The sequence below is a fragment of the Pseudomonas sp. GL-B-12 genome, assembly GCF_019955895.1.
Lineage (GTDB): Bacteria > Pseudomonadota > Gammaproteobacteria > Pseudomonadales > Pseudomonadaceae > Aquipseudomonas.
On the sequence record NZ_JAHBCX010000026.1, the window covers coordinates 37,537 to 59,582 of the forward strand.

The 22,046-nt window shown below is 55.8% G+C and carries 21 protein-coding genes and 5 pseudogenes; 13 read left to right on the forward strand and 13 right to left on the reverse strand.

Going from position 1 to position 22,046, the window contains the following annotated elements:
- The first annotated feature begins 56 nt into the window (after positions 1-56).
- The 4 genes and pseudogenes from KGA85_RS15775 to KGA85_RS31435 all read left to right on the forward strand — a co-directional run.
- Positions 57-230, forward strand: coding sequence for a hypothetical protein (locus KGA85_RS15775; protein ID WP_223460626.1), 174 nt, complete (start codon positions 57-59; stop codon positions 228-230).
- A gap of 182 nt (positions 231-412) precedes the next feature.
- Positions 413-739: a nuclear transport factor 2 family protein gene (locus KGA85_RS15780; protein ID WP_223460629.1), complete on the forward strand. Its 327-nt coding sequence runs from the start codon at positions 413-415 to the stop codon at positions 737-739.
- Between the two features lie 594 nt (positions 740-1,333).
- Positions 1,334-1,876 (forward strand): annotated as a pseudogene (locus KGA85_RS31430) (patatin-like phospholipase family protein); the annotation flags it as partial.
- Between the two features lie 322 nt (positions 1,877-2,198).
- Positions 2,199-2,330 (forward strand): annotated as a pseudogene (locus KGA85_RS31435) (IS30 family transposase); the annotation flags it as partial.
- A gap of 218 nt (positions 2,331-2,548) precedes the next feature.
- Here the strand turns inward: KGA85_RS31435 and KGA85_RS15790 are convergent.
- Positions 2,549-2,821 (reverse strand): annotated as a pseudogene (locus KGA85_RS15790) (transposase); the annotation flags it as partial.
- A 546-nt stretch (positions 2,822-3,367) separates the two neighbouring features.
- On the opposite strand from KGA85_RS15790, the gene KGA85_RS15795 reads away from it, so the two are divergent.
- Positions 3,368-3,856, forward strand: a complete 489-nt coding sequence (locus KGA85_RS15795; protein WP_223460630.1) for a SixA phosphatase family protein — start codon at positions 3,368-3,370, stop codon at positions 3,854-3,856.
- A gap of 467 nt (positions 3,857-4,323) precedes the next feature.
- Here the strand turns inward: KGA85_RS15795 and KGA85_RS15800 are convergent, their stop codons facing one another.
- The 7 genes from KGA85_RS15800 to KGA85_RS31145 all read right to left on the reverse strand — a co-directional run bounded on the left by KGA85_RS15800 (position 4,324) and on the right by KGA85_RS31145 (position 8,437).
- Positions 4,324-4,785, reverse strand: coding sequence for a DoxX family protein (locus KGA85_RS15800; protein ID WP_223460632.1), 462 nt, complete (start codon positions 4,783-4,785; stop codon positions 4,324-4,326).
- Positions 4,782-5,585, reverse strand: a complete 804-nt coding sequence (locus tag KGA85_RS15805) for a DUF2063 domain-containing protein (protein ID WP_223460634.1) — start codon at positions 5,583-5,585, stop codon at positions 4,782-4,784. The genes KGA85_RS15800 and KGA85_RS15805 overlap by 4 nt, the downstream gene beginning before the upstream one ends.
- Positions 5,569-6,459, reverse strand: a complete 891-nt coding sequence (locus KGA85_RS15810; RefSeq protein WP_223460636.1) for a DUF692 domain-containing protein — start codon at positions 6,457-6,459, stop codon at positions 5,569-5,571. The genes KGA85_RS15805 and KGA85_RS15810 overlap by 17 nt, the downstream gene beginning before the upstream one ends.
- 17 nt (positions 6,460-6,476) lie before the next feature.
- Positions 6,477-6,797, reverse strand: a complete 321-nt coding sequence (locus KGA85_RS15815) for a DUF2282 domain-containing protein (RefSeq protein WP_223533653.1) — start codon at positions 6,795-6,797, stop codon at positions 6,477-6,479.
- Positions 6,798-6,917: 120 nt separating this feature from the next.
- Complete coding sequence (locus tag KGA85_RS15820; protein ID WP_223460640.1) at positions 6,918-7,577, reverse strand: NrsF family protein; 660 nt, start codon at positions 7,575-7,577, stop codon at positions 6,918-6,920.
- 1 nt (position 7,578) lies between these two features.
- Positions 7,579-8,136: a sigma-70 family RNA polymerase sigma factor gene (locus KGA85_RS15825; RefSeq protein WP_223460641.1), complete on the reverse strand. Its 558-nt coding sequence runs from the start codon at positions 8,134-8,136 to the stop codon at positions 7,579-7,581.
- A gap of 169 nt (positions 8,137-8,305) precedes the next feature.
- Complete coding sequence (locus KGA85_RS31145; RefSeq protein WP_263287435.1) at positions 8,306-8,437, reverse strand: hypothetical protein; 132 nt, start codon at positions 8,435-8,437, stop codon at positions 8,306-8,308.
- A gap of 126 nt (positions 8,438-8,563) precedes the next feature.
- On the opposite strand from KGA85_RS31145, the gene KGA85_RS15830 reads away from it, so the two are divergent.
- Positions 8,564-8,830, forward strand: coding sequence for a response regulator (locus tag KGA85_RS15830; RefSeq protein ID WP_223460642.1), 267 nt, complete (start codon positions 8,564-8,566; stop codon positions 8,828-8,830).
- A 291-nt stretch (positions 8,831-9,121) separates the two neighbouring features.
- Here the strand turns inward: KGA85_RS15830 and KGA85_RS15835 are convergent, their stop codons facing one another.
- Positions 9,122-10,573 (reverse strand): DUF1254 domain-containing protein, encoded by a 1,452-nt coding sequence (locus tag KGA85_RS15835; RefSeq protein WP_223460643.1) that lies wholly within the window; start codon positions 10,571-10,573, stop codon positions 9,122-9,124.
- 567 nt (positions 10,574-11,140) lie between these two features.
- Here KGA85_RS15835 and KGA85_RS15840 point away from each other — a divergent pair.
- Positions 11,141-11,284, forward strand: a pseudogene (locus tag KGA85_RS15840) (adenosine-specific kinase); the annotation flags it as partial.
- 130 nt (positions 11,285-11,414) lie between these two features.
- On the opposite strand, the gene KGA85_RS15845 reads toward KGA85_RS15840, so the two are convergent.
- The gene (locus KGA85_RS15845; RefSeq protein ID WP_223460644.1) at positions 11,415-12,317 is read right to left on the reverse strand and encodes a universal stress protein; all 903 of its coding nucleotides are present in this window, start codon (positions 12,315-12,317) and stop codon (positions 11,415-11,417) included.
- 358 nt (positions 12,318-12,675) lie between these two features.
- Positions 12,676-14,106: pseudogene (locus tag KGA85_RS15850) on the reverse strand (IS1182 family transposase).
- A gap of 163 nt (positions 14,107-14,269) precedes the next feature.
- On the opposite strand from KGA85_RS15850, the gene KGA85_RS15855 reads away from it, so the two are divergent.
- Positions 14,270-14,752 carry a GNAT family N-acetyltransferase gene (locus tag KGA85_RS15855; protein WP_223543218.1) on the forward strand — a complete coding sequence of 161 codons (483 nt, stop codon included), beginning with the start codon at positions 14,270-14,272 and terminating at the stop codon, positions 14,750-14,752.
- Between the two features lie 670 nt (positions 14,753-15,422).
- On the opposite strand, the gene KGA85_RS15860 is transcribed toward KGA85_RS15855, so the two are convergent.
- Complete coding sequence (locus tag KGA85_RS15860; protein ID WP_223460645.1) at positions 15,423-15,674, reverse strand: hypothetical protein; 252 nt, start codon at positions 15,672-15,674, stop codon at positions 15,423-15,425.
- Between the two features lie 272 nt (positions 15,675-15,946).
- Positions 15,947-17,137, reverse strand: a complete 1,191-nt coding sequence (locus KGA85_RS15865; protein ID WP_223533652.1) for a cation:proton antiporter — start codon at positions 17,135-17,137, stop codon at positions 15,947-15,949.
- A 951-nt stretch (positions 17,138-18,088) separates the two neighbouring features.
- Here KGA85_RS15865 and KGA85_RS15870 point away from each other — a divergent pair.
- The 5 genes from KGA85_RS15870 (at position 18,089) to KGA85_RS15890 (ending at position 21,991) form a co-directional block, all read left to right on the forward strand.
- Positions 18,089-18,301 carry a DUF1059 domain-containing protein gene (locus KGA85_RS15870; RefSeq protein ID WP_008001113.1) on the forward strand — a complete coding sequence of 71 codons (213 nt, stop codon included), beginning with the start codon at positions 18,089-18,091 and terminating at the stop codon, positions 18,299-18,301.
- A 1,085-nt stretch (positions 18,302-19,386) separates the two neighbouring features.
- On the forward strand, positions 19,387-20,319 hold the full coding sequence (locus KGA85_RS15875) for a universal stress protein (RefSeq protein ID WP_223533651.1): 933 nt from the start codon (positions 19,387-19,389) through the stop codon (positions 20,317-20,319).
- A gap of 173 nt (positions 20,320-20,492) precedes the next feature.
- Positions 20,493-20,744: a hypothetical protein gene (locus KGA85_RS15880; protein WP_223461366.1), complete on the forward strand. Its 252-nt coding sequence runs from the start codon at positions 20,493-20,495 to the stop codon at positions 20,742-20,744.
- A 9-nt stretch (positions 20,745-20,753) separates the two neighbouring features.
- Entirely contained in the window at positions 20,754-21,038 is a 285-nt protein-coding gene (locus KGA85_RS15885; protein ID WP_223461364.1) for a hypothetical protein, read from the forward strand.
- A gap of 683 nt (positions 21,039-21,721) precedes the next feature.
- A complete protein-coding gene (locus KGA85_RS15890; protein ID WP_223461363.1) occupies positions 21,722-21,991 on the forward strand; it encodes a hypothetical protein in 270 nt (89 codons plus the stop codon).
- Positions 21,992-22,046 lie beyond the last annotated feature (55 nt).

Genomic DNA, 22,046 nt, shown 5'->3' on the forward strand with positions numbered 1-22,046 from the left:
AAGCACATTAAAAGTGCGCTACTCTCCGCCGCACCAAACGCATAAGGACGCTGCAGATGAATGTCAAAATTGAAACAAATGAACAAGGAAGCGGTTGCAAAGTCTGGCTTGACGACACTCCTGTATCGTTCAAGAACCTGGAAGATGCTCAAACATATGTCGCTCAACTGCAAGAGCGGATTGAGGCTGCATCCAGCTCATTTGCTTCAGAGGCTAATGCCCCTGACTGATCACCCATTTCCAGCGGCCTTCGAGTTGCCGGAGCACGGCTTCCACGCTGCAGGCGGCGGTCGACGGAGTGTAAATCGCTCTCATATTTACCTAACTTACTTTTTCGTGCGTTCTTGCCATTTGGTAACCCTGTAGCGAGTATTTGGGTGAAGCAACTCTCTCATCAGCGAGGTAATGCGCCATGAAAATCGAATTGCCTGAACCGCTCGCCAGCTACCTTGCGGGCGAAAAAGGTACCGACATCGAGGTGTTAGAGCGCTGTTTCGCCACAGACGCCACCGTGCGCGACGAAAGCCACACCTACAAGGGACTGGAGGCTATCAAAGCCTGGAAGCAAGCCTCGCAGGCCAAGTACCAATACAGTATCGAACCTTTGAGCAGCTCGCAGGAAGGACAGACTGTCACCCTGCTCGCTCGGCTGAGCGGGAACTTTCCAGGTAGCCCCGTCGAACTCACCTACACCTTTGTACTCGACAACGGCAAGATCGCATCCTTGGAGATCAGCTGATGTGTCGGCGCTGATTCATCACGACAGCGCGCGCGAGTTGATGGAGAAACTCGTCAGAGGAACGCCGAAAATTTTGTGCAAACACTGTTCCTTTTGAGATGTGACCCGTCCTGAATATCACGTTCTGCCCCATAACCTGGAGATTTCAAGGGCTTTGGTATAGAACCTGGAGCGCGCGGCCAATGAGTTTTTTTATCATGTAAAGGAGCGCAAAATGAGCAGCCTGGCGTTCGAATGACGTGTCGCAGTCGGCTGGCGTTTAGTCATCTCGGGCACCATGGGCAAGGACTTTCTCGGGTACGATGAGCGCGCTTGCTGTCGACTGCAGGGGCCGGAGGAGGCGTTTTGAAACCATTCCCGCTCAGACCTGGCGCCTCAACTCTGAACATGTTCCTGCAAGGGGGCTTGCCACGCCGTGATGCTGTGCCGCAAACGTTAACGGAAAAAGCGGTCATCCCAGGCATTCCCAATGCTCGCTACTGGTTGGACCACGACCTGACTCCGTTCATTCAGGATGCAACCGAGGGCAACAAACGCGAGAGCGAGGCGCTCGCCAAGGCAGGGAAACCGAACAACATCCTGCCGCTGGCAAATATGCTGGCAGTTTCGGGAGGCGGTGACGCAGGCACATTCGCAGCAGGACTCATTACGGGGTGGACCACGCATGGGACTCGCCCCATGTTCAAGGTCGTCACGGGCATTAGCGCGGGCGCCCTGGTCGCCCCATTCGCTTACCTGGGATCCGGGTACGACGACGTCATTCGGTATATCGCCAACGCCATCGGTCCAAAAGACGTTTTTCATTCGCGAAACGTGTTAACCCGTCTTGCCAGCGACGGTATAGCGGACAGCAAGCCACTGTCGCGGCTCATTACAAAGTACGTCACTGCGCAGACTCTTGCGGCGATTGCGTCGGAATACGCCAAAGGACGAATCCTGCTGATCGGCACAACCGACCTTGATTCAGGGCGGCCAGTCACTTGGAACATGGGCACTATTGCCTCTAGCGAAGCACCGGGAGCGCTCGACCTCTTCCGCAACATCATGATCGCGTCGATGAGTATTCCCGGCGCGGTCTCACCCGTCATGATCGATGTGGACGTTGACGGCAAACAGTTTCAGGAAATGCATGTGGACGGAGGGGTAATCACTCAGGTGTTCCTTTACCCACCTGGCACCAAGATGGCGCTGAACAGAGCCACCGGAGCACCTTTGCGACTCGAACGTCATTTCTATGTCATTCGTAATGGGACACTGGAGCCGCAATGGTCTGGGACGAAACGCCGTACATTGAGCATCGGTGGTCGAGCTATCAGTGCATTGATTCAAACTCAGGGGATCAGCGACCTGGAGCGAATTTACCGTATGGCGCAGCAGGATGGAGCGGATTTCAATCTTGCGTACATTGGCTCCGACTTTTACTTTCCGCACAATCAGAAATTCGATGGCGAGTACATGAAGCGTTTATTCGATTACGCCTTTCAACTCAGCGCGAAGGGCTATCCGTGGCATAAATCGCCGCCCTCGGAAAACACTGAACTACGACACACCCGCTGAACGATTGAGCCAATCTGTTGCATCGACCGGTTGAATCCACAGGCGATTGCAGCCCTTCGTGACGGGCAGAAATCGACCCAGGCTGTGTGAAAACGCACTGAACACGTCGAAAACTGAGAGTTGGGTGCGTTACCTGCGAAACCAGCAGGCGAAAGCGCGAATACCACTAGTCAGCGACATAGGCGTTCGTAATGCTGTTTGGGCCGCGTCAGCGGCCCAAACAGCTATTCACGGACGATCAAGTTGCTGGATTCACGCCCTGATCGCTTTAAGCAATCCTGCGATGCCGAAGATGCTCATCATTCGTTTGAGGTTGTAGGCGAGCACATGAAGGCTCATCTCAGTGCTTACTCTCGGCGGGGTTTTAGTCAGGAAGTGGGTACTTCCCATCCAGTATTTGAGCGTTCCAAAAGGATGTTCAACGGTCTGTCGACGACGTCTCATCATCGTTGGATCATTTTCCAGCCGTACCTGCATCGCATCGACTATGGCTTCATGTTCCCAGCGCTCTACCCGGCGCTCCTTACCCGTCTCGTACACTGCTTCTACATTGCGCAGGACTGGCAACTGCAAAATTGCACCCTACTTGACCACCCGTTTGCATTGCATCTGACCACCCATTTGCGTTGGAACTGACCAGCTGTTTGCATGGGACTTGACCAAATGCTTTGAATGGAGTCCTCAGAGCATGAGAATTTCCTCTCGGCCATTTTCAGATCACAGCTGGGTAATTGCGCGGGCTTGCCCCCATTTGTATTCGACCTGACCAGTCATGTGCACCGTATTTGACCAGCAAGATTCGTCGAGACATGACCGGTAGAGAACGGCCAGGAGCTGCCAGTCGCGGCTGGTATCCGATAGACGATTTTCGCCATGGGGAGCCCTCCTGGTCATGACCGAGCCCTCAGGTGAAAATCCCATTTGCAAGCAGACGGTAGTGATGTAGGTTCAATCAATGTCGTCGTGGATGCGGTCTTCGGCTACGAGCCGAAGGCCGCTTGCGATTGCGCCGCTCAAGCATCGCATCCAATAGGAATGGGCTCTCCCCCGAGCACGTCCAGGATAAGTGCAATGAAAACGCTATTCCTCGTTCGTCACGCCAAGTCGAGTTGGGACGATACTTCGTTACCCGACCGAGACCGACCATTGGCGGATCGGGGCAGACGCGATGTGGCGAAGATGGGTAAGCGACTGGCGGAGCGCAATGTGAAGCTCGATATGATCATGTCGAGCCCAGCGACACGCGCGCTTGCGACTGCGGAGGTCATCGCAAAGATGCTCGATTGCAGGAGTAAGGATATCGTGGTGAATGATCGGCTTTATGCTTGCGAGATGGATAACTTGCTCGACGTCATTCAAGAGCTTGGCGACAAACTGAAGCGCGTGATGCTGGTCGGTCACAACCCCGAGTTGGCCGAGCTCGCGCATCACCTCACGAGCGAGATCAACCAGATGCCGACCTGCGCTATCGTCGAGTTCAGGTTCAATACGAAGTCGTGGTCGGGCATCGGCAAGACCAAGCCAACAAAAGTAGGGCTGGACTATCCAAAGAAGGCGTAAGGCTGGCGTATCGACACCGTCGATCCGCTGGTAATGGCGGAGTGGCGAAGGGGTGAAACCATTTCCAATCGCGAGCCTCCTCGGGCAGGCCATGGGCGCCAGGACTGTCAGAACCCGAATGGACCCCTCGCAACCCTGCGCCACAGCTCACCCTTGTCTCTAGACCACCCGCACCGCGCTATCTCGGTCCGTAGTACCAGCGACGTAGGTCAGTGAGCCAAGCCTCCAGCCACTCGAGCAGCGTCTCATACTCGCCGCGCCAGACGATTAGCCGGCATATCTCGCGACCGGCAGCGGGGCAGATCACTCACTCAGGTGTCCTGTGGCCAATTTGAGCCTGTCGCGACTGGCTGCAACGGGTCGCTCTCTGCCGGCCATGATTACGACGCGTGCTGGTCAAGTCCGCGTAAGCGTCCGGCAAAGGCATCCGGGTACGCGCAGTTCTCCACCCGGTTACAATGCTGCAATCAGGCGTCGCCTAGCAGGTGCTTGCGAATTAACCCGTCCAGCGAGAGTCTGCCGGGGCCGCGCGCCAGCAGTACCAGCAGCATGGCGGCCCACTGGATATGGGTTGGCCACGCCAGTGGATAGACGAATACCTCGATGACCGTCGTCATGCCCAGCAGGACGGCGGCCGTGGGTCGGGTGAGCAGACCGAAGATCAACAGTACCGGTGACGTGAGTTCGATCGATACCGTGATATACGCCGCCACTTCCGGCGGTAGTAGCGGCAACTGGTACTCGTCGGTGAACAACGCAATAACCGTGTCCCAGCTGGCGAGTTTGGTCATGCCCGAGTTCCAGAACACCGTAGCCACTGCTAGTCGTAACACAATGGCAAGGAACCAATAGGGAATGCGTTCGAGCCAGTGCAAGGCATGCAGGTAAAGCGTGAGGGTTGGCCCGCGCGGCGCAGTCGGGTGGCTCATGGCAACTCCGTTAGCGATTGAATTGGCCCTGTATGCGATGCGAGGTTGAACCCGGCAAAGCACCCTTGTGCCAGGAGACCGGCCAATGCCACAGTGGCATCGATGCCGGGATGATCGTCGAGGGCAAGGCCCAGCATGCATCCCGAACACAGCGCACGGCTAAAGCGCCAGACCGTCCCGTCGACGCGGTCAACCTGAACGCCGGAACTCCCCCTCTGAACCATCAGGTAAGTCGGACAGCCCGACAGGTCGATCGCCGCCAACGCCGCGTCATCATCCATGAGCACCGCATGCCAGATCGTGTCAGCAGGGTAGCCGGTTCGAATCATGCTGACGGATGGGTGAGGCACAAAGCTGAGCCAAGCGTATTGCGTAGCCTCGACTGCACGCAGTGACGCAATCGTCAGCGCCGGTGCATCGGCTGCGTGAAGGGCGCAGCTGACGGCCCATTCGAGTTGTGCCACATCGGGCAGATAAGGTATCGACGCGCACGGCGCAAATCGTTCGAGAAAGCCCGCAAAATCGCCGCCGAATTCATCGAGGTAGCTGCTGCGGGGGGGCTGCTGCACGATGTATTCGCGTGCCGCTGCGTCGAAAAATTCAGTGCCCACCAGCCGGTCGACAGCCGGGTAAGACAGGCGAAGCGCGCGTATCAGGGTTTGCGTGAAGGTGTTGCGGTAGACCGACAGACGCTCCTGCGCAGCGATCCCGTCGGCAACGACGTGCGCCATGGCATCGACATTGTCACAGTCGACAATGCTGCGCCGCACCGCATCCTGCAACTCACGCAAGGACGGCATGATCGTTCCTTTGCGCTGAATGCATGAGGCAGCACTCGGCGTGCGCGGCTTCTTCGATCAACACGTCCAGCAAAGGGATATGGGTATCCCACTCGATTAACGTCGGAACCGGGCCGAAACAGGCCAGCGCTTCTTCATAGAGCGACCAGACGGCAGGTGCGACCCGTGAGCCATGGTCGTCAATGCGCAGCATGGAGCCGGAATCGAGCACCACGACTGAGTGGCCCGCCAGATGAATCTCGCCAATCGCGGCCGGCGGCAATGCCCGCAGGTAGGCCGACGCATCCCAGCCGTGGTTCTGCGCGCTCACATAGATGTTGTTGACGTCGCACAGAATTCCGCAGCCCGTACGCGCGGCGACGGTTGACAGAAACTCCCATTCCGGAATTGTTGAATGACTGAACTGCAGGTAGGTCGATGGGTTCTCGACCAGAATGCGCTGACCCAGCCGCGTCTGCGTCTGCTCGACGTGCTGGCAGACGACGTCAAGCGCCTCTTCCGTCATCGGTAGAGGCAGGAGATCAGCGAGATACGTGTGTCCGACTACGCTCCACGACAGGTGTTCCGATATCAGGCCGGGCTCGATGCGCTCGCTTGCAAGGCGCAGGCGCTCAAGATGGATCGGGTCGAGCCCATCCGCGCTGCCCAGTGACAGTCCGATCCCGTGAAACGAGACAGGATAGTCGCGCCGCAGCGTTTCCAGATAGCGTAACGGCGTGCCGCCCCCCATGTAGTTTTCAGCATGCACTTCCAGCCATCCGGCCGGTGGACGCGTATCGACGAAGACCTGATGATGCGGGAAGCGCAGCCCGACCCCCGCCGAAGGCGGGATCGGGCCAGACGTCGCACATCGGCCGAATTGAGACAGACTCATGCCGCGCTCTCCGTCGATCAGGCGGATTTCATTGCCCCGCCCGCAATCTTGCCGCACACCCCGGCGGGCAAGAGCACGAACGATTTCGTGTCGCGTGCCTGGGTGGCCTGGCCAGCGCAGGAATGGGTGCCTTCGGCACAGTCGTTTTTCGCTACGGCATTGATCCCGTAGCATTTTTCGAGGTGATTTTTCTGCATGTTCATCATGTTTTCTTTCACGATCGGTGGCGCATTCGACATGTCTTTCATCTCCTGCGCGCCGGCCGGTATACCCTGCATCGCGAGCGCCAGCCCCATTGCGGCAGACAACGTGGTGGCGGCGTAAAGTCGACGGTTCATAGCCCAGGTTCCTGACGTGAGCGGCCTCGATGCGAGACCGATAACCAATACTTCGTCATCGGAGGCAAAAGGTTACAGGTCGATCACGAAGGACGCATTGCCTGCCGCGAGACAGCCCGATCAGTGAAGGGAGCACACCGTCCGTTCCGGAACCAGATAGCGTCGGCACAGCGAAAGCAGGGTCATGAACAGCAGTACGCTGCCAAATTGCCAAACGATTACCATCAACGCGGCGTCTTCCGGATGGAAAAGCCGCAGTGCCACATTGGCGAGTGCCGCAGCCGCCAGGCTGCCCCACCACACCGCTCCGGGAGTGGGCAGGCGTGCACCACGCCGGATCGCCAGCACGATCGCCAGTGCCGGGACAGCGCCGGTCATCGCGATACCCGGCAGGCACATGAGGTCGGAATGAAACGCCATCCCGCTCAACCCCAAGCGTATCCACTCGTCCCAACACTGATGGCCCAGGGTCGCTATCCAGAGGGTCAGCGGAGCCACGGGTGTCCACAGTTTCCAGCCCGGTTCACCCGGCACACAGGTGACGAGCGCGGCCCAGCCAGCTATTAACGCCGTGGCCAGCGATGCCAGTTCCTGCGAAAGGAAATTCGGCTCGGCGAGCTTCACCCCGATATCTGCGCGCATCCCCATTACGGCGACCATAAGCGCCAAGACTGGCACCGATACGGTGAGCCACCCGATCAAACGCCAGATGGGGGGAGGCAGGTGTCGAACCGGCTTCAGATCCGCCGCGAGCACATCGATAAGTTCATCGGTTTTCATGTCACTTCATCAGCAGCAAGTCGTGAAGTCTTTTCAACGCTCGATGAGTGGCCACCTTGAGCGCTGCAATGCTCATCCCGGTCGCCGCCGACGCCTCCTTGAGCGACATTTCCCGCTGCTTGAGCAGCTCGATTGCTTGCCGCTGCCCTTGAGGAAGCGAGGCGATAGCCTTTCCCAGCGTTTCCGTGTCCACCGGGGTTTCGTAAGTATCATTCGTCGGCTCGACCGCAAAGGTTACGTCGAGCGCGTCAATCACGAGTTCTTTCCGGTCTGTTCGCGAGCGACGTCTCACACCGTCCACGAGGCGCCGCCGCAGGATCGCCATCAGCCACGGCATGAAAGGGCGAGTTGGATCATAGGTATGGCGGATTAAATGAAGTGTCAGCAGCGTGTCCTGAACTACGTCCTCAATATCGGCGGGGCTACCCATCGGCCACCCCTGGCTGGCCAGCCTACGCAGGATCGGGGTAACCTCGCGCAATAGTCGCGTGTAGTTTGCCTGATCGCCGAGCTGGGCTGCAGCCATCAATGACGCCAGATGTGAATCGTCTTGATACATCGCACCGGTTTTCCTAAAGGATGTATCAAGAGTTCATCAGTCGTGCTCGACTATCGGATTGAGTAGCCATGGCCTCGACAAGGCCTGGCCCTAAGCTGTTGACTAAGCCGAACGACTTGAAAACCCTGGAGAGGAGACAGTACAACTGTAGCTCACAGCCTTTGGACAGTTACTCGAAAATCGGTACACAACCAATAAAGTGAAATACCCGCGCCAGCACGGTGTCGGTTCCGGAACGCATGTCCATAGGTACGGTGGCGAGCCAGATGGATTCGCCAAGTTCACGAGTCGACAGCAGCATGAATGTGCTACCGGGGTTCCATAATCCGTAGTACTGAGGGCCAGTCAATGTCCTTGGGATATGCGCAGAGTCAAGACTTCGGCACACTGCAGTACGAACTGCTGATGTGAGGAGAGGGATCAGGCGATGCGAATATTACTGGCAGAAGACGACCTGATGATCGGCAGCGGCTTGCAAAAAGGCTTGCGCCAGAAAGGATACACGGTGGATTGGGTCACGGACGGTAAGGCTGCTGTACTCGCTTTGGAAACCACCTCGTATGCACTGCTACTACTCGACCAGGGACTTCCGCGCCAGGACGACATGGAGGTACTCAAGGTTCTACGTCTGCACGACGAGACCTTACCGGTAATGGCCGCTTTCTGCCTGTCACCACCGTCGGCTTTGGGTTGACTGCTGCCCCTAGCCAGAGGCAACAATCGGCCGAGGCTGTGTAAAAACGGTTTTGAGCGCGACAGGTACTCAAAATCGGACTGGAAATCGCGTTTCTACGCGAAATCCACATCTGTGACGTGCCGATAAATTTCAGATTTAACGTAGATGCGCGTACTTCAATTTTGGTGAAGCGTTTTTACACACTCTGGGCCAATAGCAGCCCGTCATGATCGGCAGCTATTGGCAAAAAGGCAGCACTGGCCGACACCGACCTACGGCGAGTGTCGGCAATGGGTCGCAAGAGTCGCACTACTTCGATACCACCAGCGCCGGTGGCTGCCAGCTGCCTTCGCCAGCGGGAAGAATCGAAGGCGGTGCGGTCTTCGGCCAGTAGAGACGCATCACCAGATAGACCGTGTCATCAGGCGCCGGCAACCAGTTGGCCTCCTTGGCCTTGCCGGGGGAGTCCTTCTGGATGTACAGCGTCAGTGAACCATCCGCGTTTTTCTTCATGGCCGACAGCATCGGCGAATTGATCAAGTAACGGTTGAGCGGATTCTTGATCAGCAGCTGGCTCTTGCCGTCGTACATGGTCACCGACCAAAAGGCATTGACTGGCGGCAGTTTGCCGGCCGGGAAGGTGAGCGTGTAGTTGCGCTTACTGGTATCCAGCGTCTGGCCGTTGCCGTCGGTGCGGGTATAGGGGTACATCGCCTCAACGGCGTCATTGCCGTAAAGGCCGCCCTTCGCGGCGCCGGCACGCATCAGCCAGTCGGCCTTGTAGAATGCCTGGTCGCCGAAGAACGCGCCGACGTTCCAGCCGTTGATATTTTTCATTCCGCTCGAGAGAAACTTGTCAACCTTCTCGTCGCCAGCCTTCATCCCCAGCAAGACCACCGCCTTGTGCTCGAGCGATAGGTCTTTGAATTCGAAGCTCCGGCCGGGGCCTATGCCGATGCTGGCCAGCTTCGACCGGATCTCCTTGTCGTCAGCCGATGGCGGCACATACTCCAACGCGGCCGACAGGTACTCAAAGAAGTTGTCTTTGATGCCATCCGTGGTGGCCGGTACGAAATCAATCTTCGGGGCAGCGAGCGGCGCTGGTTGATGGAGGAAAGCGGAAAGCGGCTGGACCTTGTAACCCGCCTGAACCTTCTCGACATTCGGCATGTCGGCTGGATTGAACAACTGGGTCCGGATCAACGTCAGTGCGAAGGGGGTCGTGGAATTGAACACTTTATCGATGCCAGGGGGTGTCGCACCCTTCCAATCGGGGCCTGCAATCAGATAGCTCCCGGGTGCGCTGGCAGTTGCCCGGCTCCCGATGTAGCCGTAGTTATAGGTGTTGCCGTCGATTAGCTGCACCGAGTAGTAGCGCTTTTTGGAGACTGCCGGCACCGTGATCACGAGAGGCTCTGCGCGCAGGTCGGTCCAGAGTATCGAGTATGGGGTGTCGCTGTTTGGCGTAATTACGGCGGTGTCAGCGGGCGTCGCGACCCGATGCTCGTTGTGCAGTTGGTTGAAGGGGGCCTTGAACTGGCTGGAACTAGAGTCCACCGCAAACTCGTTCATCACGGCGTAGTTCATGACCAGCGGCAAGCCGTAGATAAAGCCTTCCTCGGCGATCGCCTTAGTCTGCTCGAGACTCGGCGCGGGCACGCCCTTGGCCACATCGGCCTTGTCTGCCTGCGTGATCGAATCCGCCTTGCTCGCACACCCCGCGAGAAGCGTTGAACCCACTACGACGAGTGCCGCAGCCATTGTCCAGCCCCGGTTAGACTTCCCGTTCATTTCCACCTCGTTAGTTTTGAGCAAGCTGGCACCGTGAGTGTTCATGACCACGGTGAAGTAATTTGAATGCCTGAAACCCTCCCGACTTTTTTCAGTAGTGCCAAGTCAAGTTGGCGATCAGGGCTTCAATCCAGGCGTTGTCGAACTCGCCTGATACACGATTGCCAGACAAGGGTTTTTGCTGATCGACTGGCATGCCCCACCCAGACCGCGACCCAACTGAAATTCAGGTCTGTCTCTTTACTTGGCGACTAAGTAAATCCTGTGGCGAAGCGCCAACTCACACGCCCAAGGAGTGTAGATCACAATAAGCCAGCATCCCCTTGCGCAGCTAAGATCGTGCCCGTTATTTGTACGTCTTATCGCCACGATGAAAACGAGATGCAGCTCAGATTCAGTTCCGTAACATTTACTCGCCGCCGTTACGGACCATTTGGCTTCGAGAACAGCCGATCGTAATCAGCAGCCATATACGGACAGTCAGAGAACTGACTGCTATGTGTCCGAGATTAACTCTTGAGGTCCGCCAGCGACCGCTATGGGTGGAACGTGTTAAACACTATCAAAATGGTTCCAGAGGTATGCCGTATTTTTTATGCAATAGCCAATCCAACCGAAGTGGTTCTTGCTGAGACGGAACAAGGGCGAGCAATCATGGGAAAAGGGATGGATTTGTGTTCGTCTGGCTGAACATCTGCAAAGTGTCGGTTGGAGCTGGCGATACCTACCGGGATATCTCAACACGCGCCCGCAAAGAATCCCGTCCCAGTCGCTGAGGCGCTCTTTGCGAGTCATTCAATAGCGAATCCATTCACTGCTCCGCAGAACCCGTAACGGCGAAAATGTTGCAGGGCACTTGATACAGAACCTGCTCCGTCGTACTGCCCACCCATTTGCCCAGACCCTTGCGATGCGCATTTCCCATGACGATCACATCGGCCCGGTGATGCGCTGCAAAGTCGGCTAGCGCTTTGCCAGGCGGCCCTGTAACGAAGTGTTGTCGCTCAATGGGTACGCCATAGTGGTCGGCCAATGCGGTAAATGACTTATGCAGTGACTTGCGTACATCGATGCTGAAGCCTGGCATCGTCACTGCACCAGCGCCTGCGTCGGATATATGTGTCAACGATAGATCGTAGGCATGCAGCAGATGCAGCTCCGCGTTGCATTGCATAGACAACCCGTTCGCCGCCTGGATGATGCGGTCGTTGATGCCAGTGATCTGAGTCTCGGGTTGTGACGGATCGACTGCCGCCACTACCACCCGCGGAAGTGGACACCTGACATCGCTGACCAGATGCACAGCCACCGGACATTCGCGCAGCAGTTGCCAATCCAGAGGTGTAATGAAAACGCGTTTGAGCGCTGACTCGTGTTGCACGTCCTTGATAACCAGATCCGGCTGCATTTCTGCTACATGCTGAAGTATTTCCTGCAGCGCGGTTCGCGTAACAAGCACTTCGGTACTCACCATGACCCCGCGCCCGCGGATTAGATCGGCTTCATCCTTCAGCCACTTTTCGTTCTCTTGCTGACAAGCCTCACGAAAACGCGCACTGGCGCTCATCAAACCCAAGAGGTTGGAGTCTTCGATAAACACCGTGATGTGCAGCGCTGCGCCGGTGGCTTCGGCAATGGCGACAGCTCGCTCCAACGCTGGGGTGTGACGCATGGCTGGACCAGCTATCAGAAAGAGTCGTTGATATTGGCTCATGTAACACCTCCAAACGTTCCGGGTTATCTAGCTCCCCCAGCGCTCTCGCCTGTCACACCACCGACGATTGACTATCGCCTCAACTATCAGGATCGACACTATCAATATACGCCTGGATTCGATCAATTCCCCACTTGGCCGGGTCGACTTTTTCAACCGAATCGCTCGATTGCGGCCCGTCGTAACAGGCCGAAATCGGCCCAGAGTGTGTAAAAACGTCAGATTGGGTTTTCTATATAGATGCTAGGAGACCGTGCTCACGTTTCGCAAACTGATCAAGGTCAAGACGTTTTCAGGAACAGTTAAAACGGCTCAGCTGCCTCTTAAAGTCTTTTGGATGGGGTAAAAAGACCGGTTTTTACGCCGTTAACGCTTTCATCAAGCTAGTGGTACCGATGATTTTCATGACCCGTTTCAGGTTGTAGGCGAGCACGTTCAAGCTCATCTCGGCGCTCACCCCGTTGAGCTTTCGGGTCAGGAAGTGTGTCGCGCCCATCCATTGCTTGAGCGTCCCGAAGGGATGCTCAACTGTCCGTTTTCGGATCCGCATCATCTCCGGGGCGTTGCTCAGCCTGTTCTGCATTTCCTCCAATACGGCTTCATGCTCCCATCGCCGAACTCGCCGTTGCTTGCTCGGTGTGCACTTCGATTTCAGTTCGCAGCCCTGGCAGTTGGAACTCCAGTAACGGTGCAACGTCAGGCCTTTTTCAACGTTGGTATAGCGCCAAATCAACACCTCTCCAGCCGGGCAAACGTATTCGTTTTTTGCCGCGTCATAGATGAAGGCATCGTTATTGAAACGCCCGTTTGCTTTGGCTCCAGAGGTCATCGGCTTGGGCACATAGGCGGTGATGCCTGCATCGTGACAAGCCAGGATTTCTTCGCTTTTGAAGTAACCTCGGTCAGCCACTACCGAAAGCGTTTCTGACGCCATCGCCTCGCGGGCCTGCTTGGCCATCGAGCTGAGTTGATCGCGGTCGGAACCGACGTTGGTCACCTCATGCGCAACGATCAAATGGTGCTGGGTATCGACCGCTGTCTGCACGTTGTAACCGACGATTCCAGTGCCGCGAGTCATCATGGAGCGGCTGTCTGGATCGGTCAGTGAGACCTGTTTATCCGGCGATTCATTGAGCTGGATTTCGATCGCCTGAAGCTCCTTCATTTGAGTTTTGAGCTTGGCGATTTTCTCTTCCAGCCGCACGGCGCTGGGCTCGGAAGCTGTTGGTTCTTGCCGATCAGCTGCATCGAGTGCCGTCAGGTAACGGTTGATGCTCGATTCAATTTCTTCCATTCGCCGCTTCAGCTTGGCGCTGGTGAAATTGCGGTCGCGATTGTTGACTGCTTTGAATTTGCTGCCATCGATGGCGACCAGATGTTCTCCGAACAGTCCCAATTGCTGACACAGCACGACGAACTGGCGACAGACGCCTCGGATGGCCTTGCTGTTGTCTTTTCGGAAGTTGGCGATGGTCTTGAAATCCGGCATCAAACGCCCAGTCAACCACATCAGCTCGATGTTGCGTTGAGCTTCTCGCTCCAAACGTCGACTCGACTGGATGCGGTTGAGATAGCCGTAGATGTAGATCTTCAGCAAGATCGCCGGGTGGTAAGCAGGCCGGCCCGTATCGGCTGGGATCGCACCTTAAAAACCCAGATTGACCAGGTCGAGTTCGTCGACAAAGACGTCGACTACGCGCACCGGATTGGTATCGCTGACGTAGTCGTCGAGGCTTTCGGGAAGTAAGGTGCTTTGGCCTCGATGTTCACCTTGGATGAAGCGTTTCACTGGCTTCCCCCTGTAAATGAATACGCAAAAATAATAGTACAGAGAGGCAGCCCTTCATTCGCATTTGAGGTGGATGTCTGTATTCGACGGTGAAGCCAAACTGGGAACCACATATCAGGCTCTCTATACTGGCCATCCCTGGATGGTAGTTAGAGCGCAAAATATGCCCGTCACACCCAATCAAAATTCCCCAGTCGTTTTGGTCCTAGCTCAACAAAGCGACTTGGACAATCTTGTAGCCATTCGAATTGAGGCTATGCGCGAAAGTCTGGAGCGTGTCGGGCGATTTGATCCAGTGCGCGCGCGCGAGCGGTTTCTTAGCGGTTTTGAAGCCCACAACACACACTACATCGAGGTATCTGGAGAGAGGGTTGGTTTTGTAGTGGTCAAGCATCACCACAATGAACTCTTGCTCGACCACTTGTATGTGAGACCGAACGCGCAAGGATCAGGGATAGGCTCTGCTGTTCTCACACAGATTTTCAAAGAGGCGGATGCGGTTGCGCTTCCTATTAAAGTTGGTGCTCTCAAAGAAAGCGCTTCGAATCGCTTTTATACTCGCCGTGGCTTCCAATTCGTCGAAAGCAGTGAATTCGACAATTATTATGTTCGTCAGAGCGTTCCGCCGGTTGGCCTAGCTTGCTAGCTGGATGTGATGCACCTCGACGTACGTTTTTACACACTCTGGGCCAGAAACGGTCATTCGCGAAAAGCTGCGAGAAGCAGTCATTCAGCTGCTAAAAGCTTAAGGGCCATTCACAGCGTGCCTCGACAGGGCCTCAATTTGAATGCTGAAGTCGTCCAGTTGACTATCCATCCTAGGAATTTTCCCACCCATGCCGAAAGACGATCCCGACATTCAAATAAACCAGCAATTCAATACGAACAACCTGACCGAATTCGAAGCAGCGCGTCGGGTCGCGTTCGCATTGAGCAAGGCGGTGTACGCTGACCCCGCCATGGCCGTCGAGGTTACACCACAGGACGCCTGCGCATGGCAGAATCCCACACCACCACGTGAACCTGAACCGCCACCTGAGCCAGATCCTGAAAGGGTCAGGTGGGCCTCTGAGCTGCCATTGACTGAATCCGAACGCGCCGATCATGCGTTGGTGCGCGAGACCCGCGAGAGTAGCTTGGCGAACTACGCAGGCAGTCCATCCGAGCAAGGACATGGTCCAGCCCGGTCAGTGTCACCAGTGACACGCAAACCTACGGTTTCTGAGCGACTGCGCCAACAGCGAGCCCGTCGCGAACTATTGTGAAAAGGCCGTCTCGCGAGACGGCCTAGTTTCTCAGGATCGGAACAACCCGACCTATTCGCCGCGATGGCTTTCCATGTCGGCAATGACCTGTGCAGATACGTCGAACACGAGGCGGTGGTAGTCGAACAGATCGTCCTGATCCGATACGAGGTCGACGGCGATATGCCCGCAGTTGAACATCAGCAATAGTTGACCGCCGTCCGGCAGCGGGACGATACGAATAGCTTCGGCTTCACCTGTGGTAGAGATGATGGCTTTGGCGATAAGCAGACGGGTGTGTGAATCAATCGAAAGAGTAGGCATGGTAGCTACTCCGCTTTAGCGAGTATTTCTCAAGCGCCCCCGCAAGTAGGATTAAATCGGCGCACCTTTGAGTGTAGCCCATGCGCACAGACTGCCTAGAGGGATCAGGATCGGCGACCGGCAGAGAACGACCCAAGATGCCACTCACGTAATTGGCTTCAAACAACTACACGCCGCCCTTTGTAGATGACGGCTGATAAGCCGTTCGTTTGTAGTGATCATCACGTCACAACGCTAACACCCGTAAAAAATCGTGGTATTTCTGAAAAATCTCACTGATCGCGACTGGCCAGCCGTGCAACCCATGGATTGGCACTCAGACCATGTAGTAGCACGCTGAGTAAAACGGTACAGACGGCAGTAGCCACCAAGGTACGACTTTCTTGTAGGGGATAGGCCAATATCATGACGGCGAAGACAATGCTGGCCAGACCTCGCGGGCCGAACCAACCGATGAAAAGGCGGGTTTCGAAATCGAAGCGGGTTCCCACCAGGCTAATCAGCACGGGCAGTATGCGAATCACGGTCAGGCTGAGCACCGAGTAAAGCCAGATGTTCAGGGTGAGGCTGCTCCAGGCCCAAGGGATCACCAGTGCGCCAAATACGACCCAGGTAATGACCGATAACAGGCTGGCGAACTCTTCGCTGGCCTTGAGCATCTGGTGCTTTTGCTCGGTAAACAGAAAACTTGCGAGCAACCCACCGACGAACGCGGCGATAAACCCGCTACCACCTAGTGTTTGCGCTGTGGCAAAGCACAGAATGGCGAGCCCGGGCAGGATCAATTGTGACCACATGGGCGTTTGCCACTGGTGTTTTCCGGAGTAGCGCTGCAACTGCCAGGCGAGGAGCGTAAGGCTAATACCGATGAATGCACCGATGCCCAGTTCCTCAACAACTAACTCTAATGCCAGTGAGAGAGGGGACTGTGTCTGCTGTTCGACCAACAATGCCAAAAACATAAGCAACACTGGAACGCAGATTCCATCATTCAACCCGCTCTCGACGTTTAACCCTTCACGCACGGACGCGGGAACCTTGTGATTGCTCACAACAGCCTTACCGAGCGCAGCATCGGTGGGAGCCAGAAGGGTTGCCAGTATTGCCAATTCCAACGGTGGGACCTGTGGGAACAGCCAGACGCCGACCAGCCAACCACCCGCTATGGTCAGTGGTAGCCCTATCATCAGCAAGCGCAGCGGAAGTCCTTCATTGGCCCGCAGGACTTTCAAGTCGGCATTGGCCGCATCGCTGAACAGAACGATCGCCAGCGTCAGCTCAGCCAGGAACTTGAGACCATCCCTGTCAATCCGGGGTTGCAGAATGCCCAGAAATGCCGGGCCGAGAAGCAGACCGGCAAGCATGAACATAAGCGGGCCATTGAGCAGGCGTGACTCGAAACGCCCCGCAAATATGCTGTAGGTAAGGAGGAAGGCGGCAAGCAGCGCTAAGTTCTGATACATCGATGACCTGCCTGTTCAGGGGGGCAGCGGGAACACGCAGCCTTGAGGTAAGTAACTCGAAGGAGACGGCTACAGGCATGGGCGATGACGCTAATGAGGGGTGTGCTAAGCATAGGTGGTGGTCCTTTGGATGCGCCTCTCATTCAGGTGCTTACCGGAAGAACAGACGAACGGAAAAGGCCACCTGCCTCCAGCAGCACACATCGATTAAAGCCCAGGCGACCTCGAGTACCAGTGCCATGTCCTCATTCACAAGCGGAACATGCGACGCCATTCCTTGGTGTCATCCCGTCTCCTCTCCTACGTAGTCTGAATCTCCCATCCCGTCTCGGAGTATCGGCCGATGTGCAGCCCGGGACCCATGTTCAGAGTACCGACATCTTTTTTGGCAGCGCCTGAGGCATTGCGCGCGTGAATGGATGCCAGGGCGGCGCAGGAAACCACCCTCGCATTTTTTGGCAGTTCCAAGGCGAGATCCCCATGATCGCAGAGGCCATGTAGTAGCTACCCATTCGTCGGTTCAGCATTGAGTCAGCGCCCCCCCTGCACCCTGAAAAACTAATAAGACCATGGCAGATTGCGTTCAGCGTGAGTGGCAAAATCTGTTCGTTTTTGAAGGGCGGGATGGGGCAGCTCAGGAATCTGGCAGCAGCGCCGGCTACACCCACAATGAATGACTTCTGGCTGTGAAGTCATTAGTAGTTGCCACGTAACCAGCATAAAAAGGGACAGACCACGATTTCAGGTAAATGCCGAGCCGTCGTGATCTGTTCCCTGTTTCCGCGCAGCCGTTTTCTATGTCTGGCACAACTACCCTGACATCGGTGGGCCTATACTTTAACGATCGGCACACTCGATGTGGCATGCAGTCGTGTTTGATGTATGGGAGACGCGTCGAGCGATCGTTCACGCAGGCCACGGCCTGCCTTCGTCGTAGGGAGGAAAACATTCATGGCGCGTAAATACATCGACTGCCGCGAGTTTCCGAGCGATTCCCACTGCTCAATCGCACTGTCTGCAGACTCTGAAAACGAACTGCTCGAGGCCGCCGCGCAGCATGCGGTCAGTGTTCACAAGCACACCGACTCACCAGAACTGCGTGCTCAACTGAAGACGATGTTTCACGACGGAACCCCGCCTGTTGAAGCACCGCGTCCTGCTTAGCACCCAGGGGTTTCAGAGGAGTGATTGTCATCGATAAGCACCTACGATGCTCATTTCGATGAGTTCCGCAGGCCTGAGGGTAGTTTTTTATGCCTGGCACAATCTGAATGAAGAAGGAGATCCCCAAGGAGCTGCCGATGGCTGCTCCTTGGGGGTGCTTTGGTGAGCTTGTTTAATGTGGCTGCGTGTTCATTCAAGCTAAGCTCAAGCTGATTCGACAGACTGCTATCGGCCAAAATCCGGCCTTCAAGCAAGTCCCAGTCACGGCGACATCGGACGTGCACATTGTCTCTTCGCGTAACGGCGCTTGAAAAAAACAAGCGATCGAGTCTATGGCAGCATCTGGCCCAATGCACTCTGGAAACCCCCGCGACAAGTCTGCTTGAATTATTCGGCATACTTGGCATTGGATAATGGGAATCTGCTTAAAGTGTTTCGATCAGCAGCAAATGTGCTATTTCATCAGATCGAATGGGATTTATTTAGAGTTTACTTAGCAGAAAATCAACTAGCTCAGCCGACTAACTAACTAAGCATCAAGCAGAATAGCCACCATACTCAATCATTGAGTTGCGCGAGCAAAAACGCTCGCCGGAGAGCAACTCGACCATAACTCCAAGATCTGGGCATCCACTTGGGGTGGGGAATTTGTTCAGCTGGATAAAGGCGCAGCCAATCGAGGCATTGAGGCGGCAGATGCTATTGCGCTTCCTTTGTCAATAGCGCAACCGACAACAAGTAACGCGATTCCTCCGAGGCAAAGTGTACCGACCGCGTTACAACTTTCTCTGTTTAATATAGATGCAATGGAACAACGGCGCCAGTGCTAGAGAGTCATATTGCGTAGTTGCATAAACGATCAGCGGCAGTTTCCTGGCTTTCAATGCCTGCTCGATTCAAGCGTCACAATCGGACTGATTGGGCAAGATTCGACTTTAGATGTCGACTGCATGGTGCAGGTAAGTGAACTTTCGGCTAACAGGCGGGCAACGGTTGGCCAGTACGCGTAAACCCAGCTCGAAAGGGTATAGGCCAAGAAACCCCGCCACCCACAAGAAAACTGTACTCAGCAAAGGAAGACACTCATGCACACCATTCGCAACACGTTGGTGGTAGTGGATTCACAGCAGTCCAGGGATCTGATCTTGAACAGAGCCAAAATGATTGCCGGCGCTACCCGGTCGCACCTGCATCTGCTGGCCTGCGACAAGGGAAACCACCATGGCTCTTACCTGAACGACATTCAAGTCGAACTGACACAGGAAGGTTATAGCGTCAGTACCCAGCAGGCCTGGTACGGAAGTTCACACAAAACCATCATCGCCGCCCAACAGGCGGTGGGATGCGGCTTGGTAATCAAGCAGCACCTACCCCACACATCACTGATGAAAGCCCTTCTCACCCCCGAGGACTGGAAGCTCTTGCGATACTGCCCCAGCCCGGTACTGATAGTAAAAACCGCAAGACCCTGGACCGGCGGCACCATTCTCGCGGCCATTGATGCCGGTAACAGTGACGTGGAGCACCGCGTCCTGCATTCAGGCATCGTTAGCCACGGTTACGACATCGCCGCAATGGCCGGCGGCACACTACACATGATGAGCGCCCACCCCTACCCCCTGCTCTCGGCAGCCAACCCCGTACTCCAGCTCAAGGAAAGCATTCAGGCTCTATATCGCGAACTGTGCAAGACGTTCCAGGCAGAATTCAACATCAGCGACGATCGCCTGCATATCGAGGAAGGCTCAGCCGATGTGTTGATCCCGTACATCGCACACAAGCTCGAAGCCGCACTCACGGTAATCGGTAGCGTGGCCCGTACCGGGTTGTCCGGCGCATTGATCGGCAACACTGCCGAGATGATTCTGGACACCCTGGACAGTGACGTACTGGTGCTCAAGCCGAACGACATCATCGCCCACCTTGAAGAGCTGGCCGCCCCGCCACCGAGCCCATCGGCCGATACCGCGACATCCTCTTGGCCGTATAACCACCACAACCATCGACCACATACTTAGGAGCTAGTAACTGCCCCGGCCAATCAACTTGCACCGGTACAACATCTATGGTGAGCGCCGCACGATCGAGCGCAGCGACATCGAGAAGATCCACTACGTCGGCAACATCCTCGCCCCAAGCAGGGTGCTAGGGCGGTACTAGTTGATCCGCCACCTCGCCGGAGTCCCATCCCATGCCCTCAGTCCAGTCCAACCAACAGTTGTGTCGCGACCTGAAAGCTGCTTCGCATGCCATAGCACAGGCTGCCCATGACTTATTCGGAGCAGCAAAGCAGTACAACGAGGTCGAGATGAAGGAAGCGACGCTGAAGATCGAAAAGCTGCACCGGCTGGCAGACCGGCTGATTGCGCATGCGGACGAGGTGAAGGCAGGAAAGATTGTGCGCATTACAGAGATGGGTAGCTGGCCTGGCGGTGATATTTAGGTGGGGATCATGGGGCTCACCAAACCGAACCAAGACCTGCGCCGAGACCTGAAGCAGGCGGCCGCCCTGCTCAAATGGTCGGGCGTCGATCTGATGCAGGTAGCTGTGAGGCTTTCGGAGTCTGGCCTTGAGGCTGACGCCCAGGAACTGCTAAGGATCGCGGCAGGATTTCAGGAGGCTGAGGACAAGCTGGCAACCGATGAGGCTGAGCGAACTTTTAACCTCTACCTCAAAGCGCGTCACCTCTGCCCATTCAGTGAGTGGCGGTTGTGTTGCTCAACCCCCACAGCATGAGAACAACAGCGACTATGATGGCGACTCCCACAGTTCCAAACCCTGCCGTCACTAAGCTCTCCTGCCACGGTTCCCCCATGCGTCCACCACTCGCGATAGGCGACACGGACATCGTCCCGAGAGTGGCAGCCAGTACCGTAAACGCCCAGTTTGAATAGGCGCCGTAAAGAGCCGTCCAGTACGCAACTGCCTTTGTGCGTGTGCCAAGGTGTATCTCCATCCAGACTGCGCCAAACGCTAAGAGCAGGATTCCATTCATTACTCCTTCGAGGTGCGCAGCAAGCCCTAAACGCGGATTGCTGAACTGCAGCTCGAACAGGCCTGTGCAAAGACCCAGGAACACTAAGAACATGCCATGCCAGAGTAGTCTACGCCGAGCTTCGACCATAGCCATGAGGCCTCCCAAGATTGGCTGAATTTAGATCTCCAATTCATCTCATCAACTTTAGAACGTTCTTAAGAAAACGCGGACCGCCAACTTGATTGAACACAGCTCGACGCATGAGAGAGTTAACCTGAAAAAACTCCCTCGATCATAGGAATTAAATATTTCAGTAATACTTCTGCGCGACAATTTTGTTTCACTTTTAAGACAGTACACACCAGCCCCTGTCGGCTTCACCCGATTCAGCAGTTAACAAAAGGTGTGCCGCTTGTACGTACAGCAAACAAGGCGGTCAAACATGCGATGCTCGCCGGATGAGATACGCCACCAGATCCTGGACGCCGAACCCGTGTTGAAACGACTCGATATCGAGATGGAAGGGATTGAGTTTGATCCGCTGGTGCCTTCAAGCGTCACTGCTGCCTACGCCAAGGTAGATCGGGTGATTGAGCATCTGTTGGCCCGATTCAAAGCAAACCCCATCCTTGGGCCGTTAACGACAGAGCTGAAGTCCCAGTATTTTGATGGTGTTCGAACGAAGGTAGCGCATGCCAGGAATGGCAAGTAGCTTGGATTTTCGTCGGCAGCGACCGTTTATTTTTCTCTTCGATTGGCCATCGTTG

What these genes read in the sequence shown, in the direction of transcription:
- KGA85_RS15775 (WP_223460626.1), top strand. Translation starts at nt 57, where the DNA reads ATGAATGTCAAAATTGAAACAAATGAACAAGGAAGCGGTTGCAAAGTC.
- KGA85_RS15780 (WP_223460629.1), top strand. Translation starts at nt 413, where the DNA reads ATGAAAATCGAATTGCCTGAACCGCTCGCCAGCTACCTTGCGGGCGAA.
- KGA85_RS15795 (WP_223460630.1), top strand. Translation starts at nt 3,368, where the DNA reads ATGAAAACGCTATTCCTCGTTCGTCACGCCAAGTCGAGTTGGGACGAT.
- KGA85_RS15800 (WP_223460632.1), bottom strand. Translation starts at nt 4,785, where the DNA reads ATGAGCCACCCGACTGCGCCGCGCGGGCCAACCCTCACGCTTTACCTG.
- KGA85_RS15805 (WP_223460634.1), bottom strand. Translation starts at nt 5,585, where the DNA reads ATGCCGTCCTTGCGTGAGTTGCAGGATGCGGTGCGGCGCAGCATTGTC.
- KGA85_RS15810 (WP_223460636.1), bottom strand. Translation starts at nt 6,459, where the DNA reads ATGAGTCTGTCTCAATTCGGCCGATGTGCGACGTCTGGCCCGATCCCG.
- KGA85_RS15815 (WP_223533653.1), bottom strand. Translation starts at nt 6,797, where the DNA reads ATGAACCGTCGACTTTACGCCGCCACCACGTTGTCTGCCGCAATGGGG.
- KGA85_RS15820 (WP_223460640.1), bottom strand. Translation starts at nt 7,577, where the DNA reads ATGAAAACCGATGAACTTATCGATGTGCTCGCGGCGGATCTGAAGCCG.
- KGA85_RS15825 (WP_223460641.1), bottom strand. Translation starts at nt 8,136, where the DNA reads ATGTATCAAGACGATTCACATCTGGCGTCATTGATGGCTGCAGCCCAG.
- KGA85_RS31145 (WP_263287435.1), bottom strand. Translation starts at nt 8,437, where the DNA reads ATGCTGCTGTCGACTCGTGAACTTGGCGAATCCATCTGGCTCGCCACC.
- KGA85_RS15830 (WP_223460642.1), top strand. Translation starts at nt 8,564, where the DNA reads ATGCGAATATTACTGGCAGAAGACGACCTGATGATCGGCAGCGGCTTG.
- KGA85_RS15835 (WP_223460643.1), bottom strand. Translation starts at nt 10,573, where the DNA reads ATGGCTGCGGCACTCGTCGTAGTGGGTTCAACGCTTCTCGCGGGGTGT.
- KGA85_RS15845 (WP_223460644.1), bottom strand. Translation starts at nt 12,317, where the DNA reads ATGAGCCAATATCAACGACTCTTTCTGATAGCTGGTCCAGCCATGCGT.
- KGA85_RS15855 (WP_223543218.1), top strand. Translation starts at nt 14,270, where the DNA reads ATGCCCGTCACACCCAATCAAAATTCCCCAGTCGTTTTGGTCCTAGCT.
- KGA85_RS15860 (WP_223460645.1), bottom strand. Translation starts at nt 15,674, where the DNA reads ATGCCTACTCTTTCGATTGATTCACACACCCGTCTGCTTATCGCCAAA.
- KGA85_RS15865 (WP_223533652.1), bottom strand. Translation starts at nt 17,137, where the DNA reads ATGTATCAGAACTTAGCGCTGCTTGCCGCCTTCCTCCTTACCTACAGC.
- KGA85_RS15870 (WP_008001113.1), top strand. Translation starts at nt 18,089, where the DNA reads ATGGCGCGTAAATACATCGACTGCCGCGAGTTTCCGAGCGATTCCCAC.
- KGA85_RS15875 (WP_223533651.1), top strand. Translation starts at nt 19,387, where the DNA reads ATGCACACCATTCGCAACACGTTGGTGGTAGTGGATTCACAGCAGTCC.
- KGA85_RS15880 (WP_223461366.1), top strand. Translation starts at nt 20,493, where the DNA reads ATGCCCTCAGTCCAGTCCAACCAACAGTTGTGTCGCGACCTGAAAGCT.
- KGA85_RS15885 (WP_223461364.1), top strand. Translation starts at nt 20,754, where the DNA reads ATGGGGCTCACCAAACCGAACCAAGACCTGCGCCGAGACCTGAAGCAG.
- KGA85_RS15890 (WP_223461363.1), top strand. Translation starts at nt 21,722, where the DNA reads ATGCGATGCTCGCCGGATGAGATACGCCACCAGATCCTGGACGCCGAA.